The 14,905-nt window shown below is 47.1% G+C and carries 15 protein-coding genes; 6 read left to right on the top strand and 9 right to left on the bottom strand.

Translation table 11 applies throughout. The features are described from left to right. Nucleotides 1-268: 268 nt before the first annotated feature. The 4 genes from F0265_RS09510 to rlmM are packed head-to-tail and all read left to right on the top strand — an operon-like array spanning nt 269 to nt 3,269. Nucleotides 269-1,177, top strand: coding sequence for a transcriptional regulator GcvA (locus F0265_RS09510; RefSeq protein ID WP_019276541.1), 909 nt, complete (start codon nt 269-271; stop codon nt 1,175-1,177). Continuing rightward, complete coding sequence (locus F0265_RS09505) at nt 1,170-1,793, top strand: alpha/beta fold hydrolase (RefSeq protein WP_171748670.1); 624 nt, start codon at nt 1,170-1,172, stop codon at nt 1,791-1,793. The genes F0265_RS09510 and F0265_RS09505 overlap by 8 nt, the downstream gene beginning before the upstream one ends. Next, a complete protein-coding gene (locus F0265_RS09500; RefSeq protein WP_029236195.1) occupies nt 1,783-2,181 on the top strand; it encodes a DUF423 domain-containing protein in 399 nt (132 codons plus the stop codon). The genes F0265_RS09505 and F0265_RS09500 overlap by 11 nt, the downstream gene beginning before the upstream one ends. After that, nucleotides 2,178-3,269, top strand: coding sequence for a 23S rRNA (cytidine(2498)-2'-O)-methyltransferase RlmM (rlmM, locus tag F0265_RS09495; RefSeq protein ID WP_171748669.1), 1,092 nt, complete (start codon nt 2,178-2,180; stop codon nt 3,267-3,269). The genes F0265_RS09500 and rlmM overlap by 4 nt, the downstream gene beginning before the upstream one ends. Before the next feature lie 31 nt (nt 3,270-3,300). Here the strand turns inward: rlmM and F0265_RS09490 are convergent, their stop codons facing one another. From F0265_RS09490 to queF, 6 genes are all read right to left on the bottom strand, one after another. Next, a complete protein-coding gene (locus F0265_RS09490; protein ID WP_171748668.1) occupies nt 3,301-4,050 on the bottom strand; it encodes a DNA/RNA non-specific endonuclease in 750 nt (249 codons plus the stop codon). Nucleotides 4,051-4,241: 191 nt separating this feature from the next. Next, entirely contained in the window at nt 4,242-5,027 is a 786-nt protein-coding gene (gene xni / locus F0265_RS09485; protein WP_095664679.1) for a flap endonuclease Xni, read from the bottom strand. A 68-nt stretch (nt 5,028-5,095) separates the two neighbouring features. Continuing rightward, nucleotides 5,096-6,454 carry a nucleotide 5'-monophosphate nucleosidase PpnN gene (ppnN, locus tag F0265_RS09480; protein WP_038513088.1) on the bottom strand — a complete coding sequence of 453 codons (1,359 nt, stop codon included), beginning with the start codon at nt 6,452-6,454 and terminating at the stop codon, nt 5,096-5,098. Nucleotides 6,455-6,662: 208 nt separating this feature from the next. Further along, nucleotides 6,663-8,228: a GGDEF domain-containing protein gene (locus F0265_RS09475; RefSeq protein ID WP_171748667.1), complete on the bottom strand. Its 1,566-nt coding sequence runs from the start codon at nt 8,226-8,228 to the stop codon at nt 6,663-6,665. Nucleotides 8,229-8,339: 111 nt separating this feature from the next. Then, complete coding sequence (locus F0265_RS09470) at nt 8,340-10,610, bottom strand: tetratricopeptide repeat protein (RefSeq protein WP_171748666.1); 2,271 nt, start codon at nt 10,608-10,610, stop codon at nt 8,340-8,342. Nucleotides 10,611-10,625: 15 nt separating this feature from the next. Next, complete coding sequence (gene queF / locus F0265_RS09465; protein WP_171748665.1) at nt 10,626-11,471, bottom strand: NADPH-dependent 7-cyano-7-deazaguanine reductase QueF; 846 nt, start codon at nt 11,469-11,471, stop codon at nt 10,626-10,628. Nucleotides 11,472-11,560: 89 nt separating this feature from the next. On the opposite strand from queF, the gene syd reads away from it, so the two are divergent. Together syd and F0265_RS09455 are read left to right on the top strand one after the other, a co-directional pair. Continuing rightward, the gene (gene syd, locus F0265_RS09460) at nt 11,561-12,106 is read left to right on the top strand and encodes a SecY-interacting protein (protein ID WP_171748664.1); all 546 of its coding nucleotides are present in this window, start codon (nt 11,561-11,563) and stop codon (nt 12,104-12,106) included. 2 nt (nt 12,107-12,108) lie between these two features. After that, nucleotides 12,109-12,885, top strand: coding sequence for a Zn-ribbon-containing protein (locus tag F0265_RS09455; RefSeq protein ID WP_171748663.1), 777 nt, complete (start codon nt 12,109-12,111; stop codon nt 12,883-12,885). A gap of 26 nt (nt 12,886-12,911) precedes the next feature. On the opposite strand, the gene F0265_RS09450 is transcribed toward F0265_RS09455, so the two are convergent. Genes F0265_RS09450 through dapE form a run of 3 tightly spaced genes read right to left on the bottom strand, consistent with a single transcriptional unit; the run spans nt 12,912 to nt 14,904 of the window. Further along, nucleotides 12,912-13,085 carry a DUF2897 family protein gene (locus F0265_RS09450; protein ID WP_171748662.1) on the bottom strand — a complete coding sequence of 58 codons (174 nt, stop codon included), beginning with the start codon at nt 13,083-13,085 and terminating at the stop codon, nt 12,912-12,914. Next, on the bottom strand, nt 13,085-13,768 hold the full coding sequence (locus F0265_RS09445; RefSeq protein WP_171748661.1) for a M15 family metallopeptidase: 684 nt from the start codon (nt 13,766-13,768) through the stop codon (nt 13,085-13,087). Before F0265_RS09445 ends, F0265_RS09450 begins: the two co-directional genes overlap by 1 nt. A gap of 2 nt (nt 13,769-13,770) precedes the next feature. Then, entirely contained in the window at nt 13,771-14,904 is a 1,134-nt protein-coding gene (dapE, locus tag F0265_RS09440; protein WP_171748660.1) for a succinyl-diaminopimelate desuccinylase, read from the bottom strand. Nucleotide 14,905: the final 1 nt, after the last annotated feature.

Genomic DNA, 14,905 nt, shown 5'->3' with positions numbered 1-14,905 from the left:
AATAATTTGACAGACAGGTCAAAATAAATACAGGAAGTATGTGTTTCGTCTCTAGTTAGAGAGGCGAAACTTGGTAGAAACCTACCTAACTCGAAATACGAGTTTGCAAACACAACATCGCAACAATATGCCAATTGATTCAACTAAGGAATCAAGCCGTTCTGGCTCTTGCTGCGGGGGGAAATATAGAATTTCTCTGGTCGTCAGGCAATGGACATTTTATAATGTTTCAGATTAAAAAAACTAATCCAATTTATGGAAGGGCACCATGTCTAGAAGATTGCCACCTTTGAACTCTCTGAAAGTGTTCGAAGCTGCTGCACGTCATTTGAGCTTTACTAGAGCTGCGGAGGAGTTATTTGTGACTCAGGCTGCAGTTAGCCACCAAATCAAAGCGTTAGAAGAGTTTCTTGGCCTGAAACTCTTTAGGAGACGCAATCGTTCATTGCTGCTGACTGAAGAAGGTCAAAGTTACTTTCTGGATATCAAAGATATTTTTACTTCTCTTTCAGAAGCGACAGATAAAGTGCTAGAGCGCAGTGAGAAGGGCGCATTGACTATCAGCTTGCCGCCTAGCTTCGCGATTCAATGGTTGGTTCCGCGTTTAGCCGACTTTAATCAGCAGGAGCCGGATATTGATGTTCGTATTAAAGCGGTGGATATGGATGAAGGCTCGCTTACCGATGATGTTGACGTGGCAATTTACTATGGTCGAGGAAACTGGCCGGGTTTGCGCGCGGATAAACTCTATCAAGAGTTCCTCATTCCACTTTGCTCTCCATCCCTGTTATTGAGCAATAAACCATTAGAAACTCTAACTGACTTGAAGAAACACACTTTACTGCATGATACTTCACGTAAAGACTGGAAACAGTTTGCGAAAGAACATGGTATTGAGGGGATCAATGTCAACCACGGGCCTATCTTTAGTCATTCTACGATGGTGTTACAAGCCGCTGCTCACGGGCAAGGGGTAGCGTTAGGCAACAACGTGTTAGCTCAGCCAGAAATGGAAGCGGGGCGATTGATTGCGCCATTTGATGAGGTGTTAGTGTCTAAGAATGCGTTCTACGTGGTGTGCCATGATAAGCAGGCCGATATGGGGCGTATTGCCACATTCCGTGACTGGATGCTTGCCAAGGCACAAAGTGAGCAAGAGGAGCTACTTGATGACTGATTTTCTGATTGATGGTGAGCAAGGCAACCCTGTTTTTATTTTTGCCCACGGTGCGGGAGCCGGCATGGATCATGATTTCATGACGGCGGTGGCGAAAGGGTTAGCGAAGAAAGGGATTCAAGTTGTCCGTTTTAACTTTCCATATATGGTGAAACGTGCCGAAGATGGTAAACGTCGTCCGCCAGATCGAGCGCCTAAGCTTCTGGAAGCGTATCAGGCTGTGATTGCTAAATTTTCTGATGTACCGGTTGTGATTGGCGGGAAATCCATGGGTGGGCGCATGGCCAGCTTGCTTGCTGAAGATGGTAATGTAGCAGCGATTGCCTGTTTAGGTTTTCCTTTTCATCCGCCGGGTAAACCCGAAAAGTACAAAGGTGAGCATCTGGCGACGCTCGACAAGCCGTGTTTAATCCTTCAAGGGGAGAGGGATACTTTTGGTAAGCAAGAAGAGTTTAAAGATTTCGCTCTCTCAGATGGCATCAAGGTGAAATTTATCCCTGATGGCGATCATAGTTTCAAACCCAGAAAGAGCTCTGGTCACACCGAAGCGGGCAATACCACTTTGGCGGTTGAGCATTTAGCTGATTTTATATTGGAGAGCTATGGTGAAAAGTAAGCAGTTACTTACCGTTGGTGGAATATTTGCCGGAGTTGGCGTCGCACTTGGCGCTTTCGCCGCACACGGGTTAAAGCAATCATTGTCACCTTATTTACTGGAGGTCTTTAATACAGGCGTCCAGTATCAATTTATTCATGCCCTAGCGATTTTGCTCTGTGGAGTCTTACTCTCGATGGGGATGGCTGAGAAAGCGCAAAAATATTTCGCCCTTGCTGCAAATTGCTTTATCATCGGCATCTTTTGTTTTAGTGGCAGCCTCTACGCCCTTGCATTAACCGGAATCAAATGGTTTGGACCTATCACTCCATTTGGCGGTTTAACCTTTATGCTTGGCTGGGGACTGTTTGTTTTCGCAGCGTTACAGATTAAAGAGGTGAATCAGTGAAACACTTAATGCTCTACTGCCGAGCTGGTTTTGAAAAAGAGTGTGCTGGAGAGATTCAGGATCGCGCTACCCAACTTGAAGTGTTTGGCTTCCCTCGTGTAAAAAACAACACTGGTTACGTACTGTTTGAATGTTATCAGCCGGGTGATGCAGAACGTCTGGCGAAAGAACTCGACTTTAAGTCGCTGATTTTCGCACGTCAGATGTTTGCGGTTGCGGTGGAGATTAAAGACCTTCCACGTGAAGATCGTATTTCTCCTATTTTAGAGGAGCTCAGCGAGGTTGAATCTTTCCCGCGTTGTGGCGATATCCGCATTGAAACACCGGATACCAATGAAGCGAAAGAGTTGCTTAAGTTTTGTCGTAAGTTCACGGTTCCTATGCGCCAAGCCATGCGTGGCAAAGGCATTTTGTTCCCGAAAGACAGCCCTAAAAAGCCTGTACTGCATATTTGTTTTGTTGCTCCTGGCCACTGCTTTGTTGGTTACTCTCTGCCGAGCAATAACTCACAGTTCTTTATGGGGATTCCACGTCTTAAATTCCCAGCAGATGCACCAAGCCGCTCAACGCTTAAGTTAGAAGAAGCGTTTCATGTCTTTATTCCACGAGAAGAATGGGATGAACGTCTTGTTGCGGGTATGTGGGGTGTCGATTTGGGTGCGTGCCCGGGAGGCTGGACTTATCAGTTGGTTAAGCGCTCGATGTTTGTTCACGCGGTGGACAATGGCATGATGGCTGACAGCCTGATGGAAACTGGTCAGGTTAAGCATCATCAGGAAGATGGCTTCAAATTTGAGCCTGCACGTAAAAACGTGACTTGGCTGATTTGTGACATGGTTGAGAAGCCATCTCGCGTTGCTCAATTGATGGGCGAGTGGATCATCAGCGGTTGGGCCAAAGAAGCGCTGTTTAACCTGAAACTGCCAATGAAAGGCCGTTACGATGAAGTTCTGGAAGATATTGAAAACCTCAAGATCTTCCTGATTGAGAACAAAGTGAAATTTAAGCTTCAGGCGAAACACCTTTACCACGATCGTGAAGAGATCACGGTACATGTTCAGTGCTTATCGAACATCTCACCAAGATAAAAAAACGCTCCCTCGGGAGCGTTTTTTACATTTACTCTGATGTCGGCCACATCTCCCAAAGCTGAGACTCCATTGAGTTCTCAACGCTATCACTAAGTAGTGAGAAGAAGTCTAGCCCGGTTTGTTGTTCGACATCGTCAATAGTGGTGACAAAGCTTGCTAGCTCGCTACTGGAAACATCACGATGTGGGACTACAAACGCAATCGCATCGTTGAAGTAGGGGTCAAGAATGACTTTATAGAATGCACTTGGAATCACGACATTGTCGCCAATGCTGCTCTCACCGCCTTGATAAATTGGCCCAGTCACGACGTACAGTTCGTTGTATTCATTGGCGAGATCGCGAACATGCTCCTCCAGAATACGCCAGCCGACTCGATTAAAGCCCGGAAGCTGAGGTGACATATTGCTCATCAAAAAGCTTTGTGTCATTGACTCCTGACTAAAGTCCATTGTTGCGGAAGGGGCAAGGTGTCCACGATCGTAACCAGAGCCACTGTAATCGGCGAGGGTTGAGCGTGCGTAATCAGGCAGTTCAGTATCTTCTTTGAAGTTGTTGCTGCGTTTATAGCTGGCGTTCACACTCTCTGCCGTAATGTGGTAAGCAACCCAATCTGCGTTTTTCAGCTGGTAGTTGTAGCCTACCGCGTAGCCGTCGCGGCAAAGGACTTGGTCAGATTGAGAGGAAGGTAAGCCAACGTCGAGGTGCTGACCGCAGGTTTGCGCTACGGCTGGCAGTGAAAAGACAACAGCAAGACTTAGTAAAATAGTATTTTTCATTATTATGCTCCTTGTTATTGGAGCTATGAAAAATAGAGAAATTAGTCAGTAGTGCTGTGATGTTGATTGAAATTTAATCAATACTGAATCTGGTATTGAATAAATGAATGTTAACTGTGTGAAAGCAAAGGATTTCACAACAGATTTTATAAACATTGTTTTATAATCAAAGGCTTGATGTTGATCTGGCGTTAGGTTGTTGGAGTATTGGCACCGGTAAAGCGAATATCTTGTAGATTGAAACCCAACTCAATGTCTGTTTTCAGCGCAGAAACTTTCTTACATCGGCGGGCTGAATCGATGTGTTCATCCAGCTTCTTGCGATATTTAGCGACCAGCTCATCGGATGCATAGGCCTGTTCAATATCTTCAAACTGTGTAAGGATTTCTTTGGCCGCCTTCGGGCCAACACCGGGGACTCCCGGTACCTGACTGGAACTCACGCCAGCCAGCCCCCAGTAGTCAGCCAGCTGAGAAGGTTTGACGCCGAATTCTTTATCAATAAAAGGTGCATCAAGCCAGCGATGTTGAAAGTAATCGCGGATCTGCAAAGTTGGTGACAGCAACTGGCAGTAGCCCTTGTCCGTTGAAATGATCGTCACCTTCTCTTTGTGACTCGCCACTTTCATTGCCAACGTCGCCACCAAATCATCCGCTTCATCGCCTTCAGACAGCAAAGAATCAATCCCCAATTCCCACCATGCTTGCTGAATTGCATCCAAACCGTTAAGCAGCGGTTCTGGCATGGGTTTTCGGTTTTGCTTGTACTCAGGGAGGACGTCAGCACGCCAGCCCCTTTCTTGGAGGTGATGATCGAATACCGCGATGATGTGTGTTGGCTGCGACTCGTTGATGATTCGATTCAGTGTTCGTGTCGTTGTGGTGATGGTTCTTGCTATATCGTTGGGATCGGGTTGCGCCGAATGGACACGTCGAATGAGATTCAGAGCATCGATGATAACAAGATGAATAGACATAAAAATCAAAAATAAGGGCTGAGAAGCCCTTATTGTAAAGCATGGGGGAGAGATTGCTAGTCGCTAAACTAGGTCTTAATTTGGTAACAAGGCTCGTAAGCGGTTCCACCGGGTAATTTCATACGATCTTGCTCGACAAAGTCACGCAACAGCTTGTCCATTTTCTTCATTAGTGTGGCATCACCATCAAGGGCAAACGGACCATGACGCTCAATTTCACGAATCCCTTCGGCTTTGACGTTACCCGCAACAATACCGGAGAAGGCCTGTCTTAGAGCCGCTGCCAGATTTTCCGGACGCTGATTGAGGTGTAGATCCAGGCTGGCCATATTGTCATGTGTCGGTTCGAATGGCAGTTGAAACTCTGGCTCAATCTTCAATGACCAGTTGAAGCTGTAAGCATCGCCCGTGTCTTTGCGATGTTGTCGAACATCGGCCATGCCACGTTTCATGATTTGCGCGACTTTTTCAGGGTCATCGACCACGATCTCGTAGTGGCGCTGAGCTTCTTCGCCTAACGTTTCACCGATGAAGCGGTCAATGGAGCGGAAGTACTCTTCACTTTCCTTTGGACCCGTGAGAACGATAGGCAGAGGCTGGTGGGCATTATCTGGGTGCATCATGATGCCAAGAATGTAAAGCAGCTCTTCTGCTGTCCCTGCGCCACCGGGGAAGATAACAATGCCATGCGCCATACGTACAAACGCTTCAAGACGCTTCTCAATATCTGGCATGATCACCAGTTCGTTGACGATTGGGTTTGGTGGCTCAGCCGCAATGATGGATGGCTCGGTCAGGCCCAAGTAACGTTGATCGTAGTAACGCTGTTTTGCGTGGCCAATAGCGGCGCCTTTCATTGGGCCTTCCATCGCTCCAGGGCCACAGCCTGTACAGATGTTAAGTTCGCGTAGGCCTAGTTCGTGGCCAACTTCTCGCGTGTACTGATATTCCGTACCGTTGATGGAGTGACCGCCCCAACAAACTACGAGGTTGGGCTCGATACCCGGGGTTAGCGCGCCCGCGTTACGCAAGATGCCAAACACTAAGTTGGTTATGTGGCTGGCATTGGTTAAGTTAAGACGTTGGTTGTCTGCAAGGTGCATATTGACGTAGACAATGTCACGCAATACAGAGAATAAATGTTCCTGAATTCCTTTGATGATGTGCCCATCAACAAAAGCATGTTCAGGGGCATGGCTGAGTTCGAGTTTGATGCCGCGTTCACGGCGAACCACGTTGACGTCAAACGACTTGTATTTATCGAGCAGTTCTTTGGAGTTATCTGTGTGGCTACCTGAATTTAGTACCGCAAGCGTACAATTTCGGTAGAGCTGATACAGATCACTGGCGGCAGTTTTCTTAAGACGCTCAACTTCGAGTTGAGAAAGCAGATCCATACTACCAGCCGGACTGATGTGAGTGATCATAGTGACCTCCTTGATGAGAGAAAACTTCTCTACAAAACCCTTCTTATTGTTGTTGTGCCTCAGCGCGATAATGGCTGCTAATCAAGCGATGGAATCGCGAGAGGTACTATCAAGCTTAGCACGCTTTGACGGATATAAAAGGCTAACTGATTGATATATCTACATCAATCACGGCATGAATGGCTTTTTGAAGGGGGAGGATTGAGGCTTATTTCCAGACAAGCTGGTTAGGGCCAATGGTTTTGGCTTCGTTGAGAACGCGATTTAAACGCTCCAGTACTTCTTCTGGTGTATCGGATTCTTTAAAACCTGTGCTCGACGCTGACATGGTGATGACCAGATTTTGTTCGCGGAATTTGAACGGCAGTTTGGCTACTTTACTCTGAATACTCTGGATCGTATTAAAGCAGTCACTGTCTGAGCTATCTGGCATCAGAACAATAAACTCTTCACCTGAAAAACGGGCGACAGTATCGGTGTCAGACAGTTCTTTCTTGATGGTGCGTGCGATGATTTTTAACGCCTTATCCCCAGCGGTATAGCCGAAGCTGTCGTTAATTGCTTTAAAGCCATCAATATCGAGCAAAATGATTCGCAAGTTGTTCTGTGAACGTATCCAGCGTCGGTATTCCAGCTCCAAACGGTCATTAAACGCCGTGCGGTTGTAAACCTTGGTTAATGGATCCAAGAGGACGCGTTGAGCCTGATCTTCCAGACGTCGGCGGTAATCTTGTGTCACCTCGAATAAAGCTTCTAACTGGCTCTTGCCATAACCCATGCGTTCGATCAGAGCTTGTTCACGTTGCTCTGCATGGTGAAGGCGCTCAGAAAGAGAACTCAACTTCGCCAATAGCGGGTTGAGTTGAGTTTGCAGCGAGTCGAGAGAGCTTGCTCCATCGACCTTGGCTTTGGTTTCTGCAACCAGCTCATCCAGTTCACCGTTCATTTCCTGACGATGCTCAAAGTAGGTTTGACTCTGGTCGACATTCTGAGAAGAGCTTTTCAGTGTTGAAGAGAGGGATGCATTGACTTGCTCAAGAAATTGCTCTGAGGTTTTGCGCTCGTATTTTGTACCTTCGATAACCAGCTTAAGTACTTGCAGCGTCAGTTCAATCAACACGTGCGTATTGACACCGAGGAGCAACTTAGCGCGGATATCTGTCAATAAGTCACCGGATTCGCCTTCAAAGTCCAGCTCAGTGATGACATGTTGAAGTTCATCAGAAAGTCGCAATAGCAGCTCTTTATCAGCGCTATTGGTAATTTGATTGATGGCAGTATCAGGGTTGGAGGTGATGATTTTTAGGGAGCGTTCGTAAATGGCAAGCAGCTTCATTGCCGAGTCGGCTTTCGGGCGTTCGACGCCGTTGGAATAGCTGAGCAGATCACGCAGGTCGCGCTTTACTTTTGCAGGCAGACCCGTCACACGTAACAGGGTTTCACCGCTGTGTTTTATCTGGGAGTCCAGATGCTCCGTCTGTTTTTCCATAGCCACACTCTGTTGCTTAAGCAAGCGCTCAAGTACTGCCAACTTCGGGATAAGAGAACTGACATCTTTTTGTTGCTCTATGGCTTGTCTAAGTTCGGTTAGCCCTGACTTAAGTCTTGGATCTTCACCGCCGCATGCACCACTCAGTGATGCAATGATGCGCTTCAATACCTTTTGTTCTCTTTTAAATTTGAACGAGGTATCTCTTTGTGTCAATCGAACTTGCTCTAATTGAGATTTCAGATTGTGCAGCTGTGACTGAATATCTTGCTCGAGGACGCCCATGAAAATCTATGCTTATGAAGATAAGATCGAAGACGATCTTATTAATTAATCAAACGATAATAACAAATAAAATTACCGCGTCACGTTCAACACGGTCTGTTTGAGCAGCTTTTACTCATCTTTTAATAATTTTTTGATGCTCTCCTCATTCTTGTAAGAAGAGTGAACTTTTATCAGCCCCTGACTGATGGAATGTTTGCACGCTTTGCGAATATTACCGGTTGCCAGACTGGCCGCAGGAGCATTCTCGATCGCTTTCAGATACACCCACTGACTTGAATGTTCTTTCATACTCAAAGTACGAGCAGCGCTGGTCGACATGAGCAAAATATCCAGCAGCTCTTTATCATTGATCGCAGTATAGGCACGAGGTAAAAACGGGTAATCAGCCATGCCCATACGAATGATGTTATTCAGCGTGTACCTCTGAGCAAATTCATCCACCCAGCTCTGTATTTTTTCAAACACTTGCTCTGGGTCGGCCATGCTATCACTGTTCGGTTCGATGTAGAGTAGATTCGCATCGGAGAAATGATACACCCTTGCTGGGCGTTGTACCTTCTCTCTGAGGTACTGACCGAAGGCTTTCTCAATCTTGAGCCCATCTGAGTAGCCATGTTGCAAGTACATGTTGCGTAGGAAGGGCACATCGATCATCACAAAGCGCAGTCGATCATTGAGAGGCTCATGGATAAGCTCACCCACATGCCACTTTTCAAATTTGTGACTGCTCGCTTCCAATGAGGCAGGCAGCTTGGCATTGAGCATACGCAGGTTTTTCAGGCCAGAACGGGAGTGAGTATAGAGATCATCATTCAGTTCATCGATTTCATCTTTTTGCACACTCATGATATGGCCACGGCGGAGTAAGAAAATAAACAGCAGTGCGCAGGTGACAAACAATGTAAACGAGATCTTCTGGAATTTGCGATACTCGTTTTCAGTTTGCTCCAGTTGCTGTTTTTGCCCTACAAGGTGCAGTGTTTGCTCCACGACATCTTTCTGTTGTCGGAAGTCATCTTCGTTGATCAGATCCAACTCTTGCTGTTCAATATTCGCCAGCGCGTTGTATTGCTGGAGATATTGCAATGCAGCTTTGTAGTTGCCCAGTAGCTCGTTACCTACGTTAAGCATCTGATAGGCATTTTTCTGTATCGACAGATCTTCGAGTTCGACTGCGATGTCTAATGCTTTGGTGGCTTTGGCAACGACCTCTTGGGGATGTCTCTGATGTGAGGCTAAACCTGCCTCCAACAGCAGCGCCTGCGCTTTGAGTTTGGGAATATCAACATAGCTCAGAAGCTCTTCGGCACGTTCCAGGTATTGCTCGGCAAGAGGGAAGTTGACCAGTTGCAAGTAGGTGGCAGCCAGTGCGAGACGAATAGCGATGACGTTTTCAATATTATTCTGGATACGCTCGTGATCGATGGCATTGAAGTAGTGCACTAAAGCCAGATTGTATCTGCCCTGATGATAATAAATATCGCCCATGCGTTTGAGGATTGGTGGCAGAATCGGCGAATTTTCATAGTTGTCGTAAAAATCGGCAGCCTGCGAAAAGTGATCCGTTGCTTTGTCGAGCACGCGTCGTTCGTAGAAAAGCTGCCCCAACAGGCGGTTCACTTCAGCCAGTTGCAGCCCTGAGGTATCTTCTATCGCACTCCAGTAGCTGGTCAGCAACTCTGATAGGGCTTTGTTGTAGATCTTATGAGCAAGAAAGTGTTTACCCAAGGCGATATGGTAGGCAATGACAGTATGCTTATTATTCGATTGCTCGATATAAGGGATCACGTCTTCGTATAACTGATTGGCGAGCTCGATCTGGCCTTCAGCAGATGCGATATCTGCTTTGAGCATTGTCAGCTGATAATTGAGCCCCTTAGCCAGTTGTTCTGGGTTCTGGATGGCATTAAACGCCTGTTCAACTTCCGCAATATCCTTTCTCGCGGTTTCGGCATCACCATCGATTTTCCAGCGTAAGCGAATTTCGAGTAACCGTAAATCAAGGCGCAAGTAAGGGAGGCGATAAGTGGTTGTCAGCGTTTTGGCTTCATGCAGATATTTCAGCGCTGCGTCGGGATTACCTAAGTTGAATTCAGCACGGGCGAGAATTTTCAGTGCGTCGATAGTACCGCCGGGCGTTCGCACTCGGCTATCGGAGTCATCACGGGAAATCGCCGACGGGCTTTTTTCGGTTTGGTCGGTCAGTTTGCGCTGAGCGAGATAACTGGTCGCAAGCTGTTTGGACTGTTTTGGTACAATATCCACCAAAGTACTGGCTTCATTGAGCATGGCCGATGAATACACGGTGGACGCCATCACCTGAGATGACAGCAACAAAACCAATAGTCCAAACAAACGTTCCCAGCGCAAAATCTGCATTCTGTAGTCCAATCCTTATTGACGTGCCATACGTTGGTTATGAGTAGGCTGAGCCTGCTCGGTTGAACGGTAAGGGTTGATATCCAGACCACCGCGGCGCGTGTATCGAGCGTACACGGTTAGCTTTTCTGGCTGACAGTATTTCATAATGTCAGTGAAAATACGTTCAACGCACTGCTCATGGAACTCATTGTGTTCACGGAATGACACTAGGTAGCGTAACAGAGCTTCACGATTGATTTTTTGACCCTGATACTGAATCTCGACACTGCCCCAATCTGGCTGGTTAGTGATTAGACAGTTGGATTTGAGAAGATGGCTATGCAGACTTTCCGAGACGTACTCTTGTTCAGCCGCACCTTCTAGCAAGCTGGTATCAAACTCGTAGCTCTCAATCTCAATATCCTGATTATCAATGCAGTCACCGTCCATTGTTACGATCACACTGTCGGTATAGTCGACGACAGAACGAATGGTGACTGACACCTCTTCACCTGCACAGTGGGAGAGATCCTTCGCTAATGTTTGTTCAACCTGATCCCATGAGCTAAAGCGGGTTTGGTTAAAGCTGTTGAGATACAACTTAAAGGACTTGGATTCAATCAGGTTAGCACTGGTCGCAGGAATGGAAACGTCGCCAATGGCTACCTGTGGCAGGCCTTTCTCGTTCAACCAAGACAGCTCGTACAGAGTCCAGATATCACAGCCCTGAAATGGCAATTCATCACCCAGATTCAGGTCATCGCGGTTTAAGCTGCGTGGCACAGGTTGAAGTAAAGAAGCGTCGTATTGGTTGGCGTATTCGGTGTTTTGACCGAGCGTTAATCCCGCCAGTTCCTTTGCGTCAGAATATTTGCTCATACTTTGCATAGATTTGGATTAGAATGGCGAGAATTTTACGCAATCCTGTCGTTAAAAGCGAACATTCGAAGACTCAATTGGAGAATCTAATGGCTGAAACTGCCTTGCAAGCGCTGCGCTCGTTCAGTGAAAAGTACCGTCAGAGCTGTCTTGACACCCATGGACATTTGCCAAGAAGCGAAGAGCTGGTGGATCTCGTGTCACCTTGCGTTGAAGCAAAGCAGGCTGACTATGTTGAATGGCAGGCAGATGAGCGTGAGCATCCAGCGGATTTCACTAATGTTGAAAACGGTATCGAACTGACACTCCATCAAGACATTAAAACCTTCTACGGTTCGCAGTACAGTGCGGATATGGAGGCGACTTGGAACGGGAATGAGCTGACGCTACTTCAGGTATGGAGTGATGAAGATTTTGTTCGTTTGCAGGAAAACATTCTTGGCCACCTTGTCACTCAGCGTCGTCTGAAACTGAAGCCAACGGTTTTCATCGCAGCAACTGATGCGGAATTGGACGTGATTTCCATTTGTAATCTGACAGGCAACGTTATTCTCGAGCGTTTGGGTACCGATAAGCGTGATGTTCTCGCTGAGAATGTAGCGGAGTTTTTGGCTAACCTAGAGCCTGCGGTATAACCATGTACGTTGTTGAATTACAGTTTGAGTGTTTTGATAACACCACCATTTCTGCCGTCGATAAAGCGATTAACGGCCTGATGGATGCATTGCGTTACAACGGTCAGGTACTTGGGCGTGAGTTCCCTATCGTGATGGGGGAGGGGGAATTTTTTGTTCGGGTAGTGTGCCCTGAACAGGAAAGCTTACACCCTAAACACCATTCGGATTTTGTTAACGTCTGCATCGAACGCTTGGCAGAAGCGTGCTTATTGGCACCTAAGGCTCGTTTGCTTGGGCGAGATTTGAATTCAGAGCAAGCTGCTGAAGAAACCACACCTGAGTGGCAGGTGCTCTACACCACATATGTGCATACTTGTTCGCCTTTGCGCAGTGGTGAAAGCTTGTTGCCAATCCCTCTTTATCGTAATGGCCCGACACTCAATGGCGACCATAAAGCGGTCATCAAATGGCAGACTGAGTGGCAGGCATGCGATGAAATTCAGATGGCTGGTGCTTGCCGGGCAGAGCATGCGGCACTGCATGAAATTTGCGATGCCGACAGTGTCCTTTTCAAGCGTGGCTGGGATTTACGTGGTCGGATCGAATATGTGACAGAAATTCCGACCTATTACTATCAGTACCGAGTTGGCGGCAAAAGTCTGGCAGATGAAAAACAGCGTAAATGCCCTAAGTGCGGCGGGGAGTGGTTATTGGATCAACCACTGCATGACATTTTCCACTTTAAGTGCGATGAATGCCGAATTGTCTCCAATATTTCTTGGGATCACATCAAATAGCACATCTTAAATAAAATAGACCCGTATTATTGCGGGTCTTTTTTTTCCTTCTGCTCAGTGGACTCTTCGTCCTGCGAGCGATCTTTTTTGTCCGTTTGTCCAAACTTCATTTTGGCTGTGTACTTCAATGCGGCAATATTACCTATGATGACACTCAAGACGATAAAGATGATCACCCAAGGGTTGGTGAGTAATTCCATTAATCCACCTCACTGGAGATATTGGTGATAAATTGATTGTAGATCGTTTCGAGATTCGACAACACCACTTCCTCACCCAGTATTCCACTGTTTATCAGCTCTTTTTGAAGTGTCTCCAGACTAAGCTGGGATAAACAAGACGATGCTGTTACGCCATGACTAATGTGCCATGGCTCTGCTGCGACACCGCCTTGATCTTTTGCATATGGAAAGAAGAAACCAAATTCAGTCAGAGACTCTTTGAGCCAACGGTAAAATTCTGCCTGATGACCTGTTAGGTATTCCCAAGGCTCAAGCTGCAACTGAGTATCTTGAGGTAGACTGCTACGATCAAATACATCGAAGTCACATCCCCAATGATGTCGGCTGGCGCCCGGCAGTGCAGACCAACGTAAGATAGCCATAACCTTTTCTGAGTCAGAAAGATTATGGTTATCTAGAGGTTGGCTGTTTTGATCAAGAATGGCTGTTTGGCCAGCCATCTTTCTGTTCCAGATGGCTTTTTGGCGCTCAAAATCGCGGAAACCGCTGGCAATATTGAGGTCGAAGCCTGCCTGAACCGCTGCCTGTCGCAAAGCCTGTAAATCGTTTTCGACATTAGGGTGAACGGCGAAAACCTTCTGACCAAACATTGTGTCAGTCAGGTGAGTCGAAACTTTGCCAGTCAGCTGCTCAGGGGTCATGTTCACGCCAGAAGATTCTCCAGAGTTTTCTGATACATCTTGGTCAGCTTCTCAAGGTCGTCCACTTTCACGCACTCGTTCACCTTGTGGATGGTCGCGTTAACTGGGCCTAACTCCACTACCTGACCACCCATACGTGCAATGAAGCGACCATCGGATGTGCCTCCAGTAGTGAGTAGAGCTGGTTTGGTTTGATTGACGGTATCAACGGCGTCAACCACAGCGTCGAGAAGTGCGCCAGTATCGGTCAGGAACGGGTCACCATTGAAAGTCCACTTTAGCTCGTAGTCTAAGTCGTGCTTATCGAGAGTGTCAGTGACACGTTGTACGATCATGTCGTTGTTAAGCTCGGTGCTGAAACGCAGGTTAAACTGAACATTGAACTCACCCGGAATCACGTTAGATGCACCAGTGCCCGCATGCACATTCGGGATCTGGAAGCTGGTGGGCGGGAAGTAGTCGTTGCCTTTATCCCACTCGGTTGACGCCAATTCATGAATTGCCATCAGTGATTGGTGAACGGGGTTCTTGGCTAAATGCGGGTAAGCGACATGGCCTTGAATACCTTTAACGGTTAAGTCACCAGTGATAGAACCTCGACGACCATTTTTTACCACATCGCCGACGAGCTCAGTACTTGATGGCTCGCCAACAATACACATGTCGATGTTTTCGCCTCGCGCCATTAGGGCTTCGACAACACGAACCGTACCATTGATAAACGGGCCTTCTTCATCTGAAGTAATCAGAAAGCCAATTGACCCTTTATGATCAGGGTGTTCGGCAATGAACTGCTCAACAGCAACAATCATACTTGCTAGAGAGCCTTTCATATCGGCTGCTCCGCGGCCGTGCAAGTAGCCGTCAATCATTGTTGGTTCGAATGGAGGCGTATCCCATAGCTCGACATTACCGGCTGGTACCACATCAGTGTGGCCAGCAAACGCAAACAGCGGCGCTTCTGTGCCGCGGCGTGCCCAGAAGTTTGTGGTGTCTTCAAACACCATCACTTCAATTTCAAATCCTAAAGCTTTCAGGCGTTCAATCATCACATCCTGACAACCTGCATCCACAGGTGTTACCGATTGGCGGCTAATTAAGTCTTTTGCAAGCGCCAAAGTAGGGCTGTCTGTCATC

Source organism: Vibrio sp. RE88 (assembly GCF_013113835.1).
In the GTDB taxonomy this organism is placed as follows: domain Bacteria; phylum Pseudomonadota; class Gammaproteobacteria; order Enterobacterales; family Vibrionaceae; genus Vibrio.
This window is presented reverse-complemented; position numbering and strand designations above follow the sequence as displayed.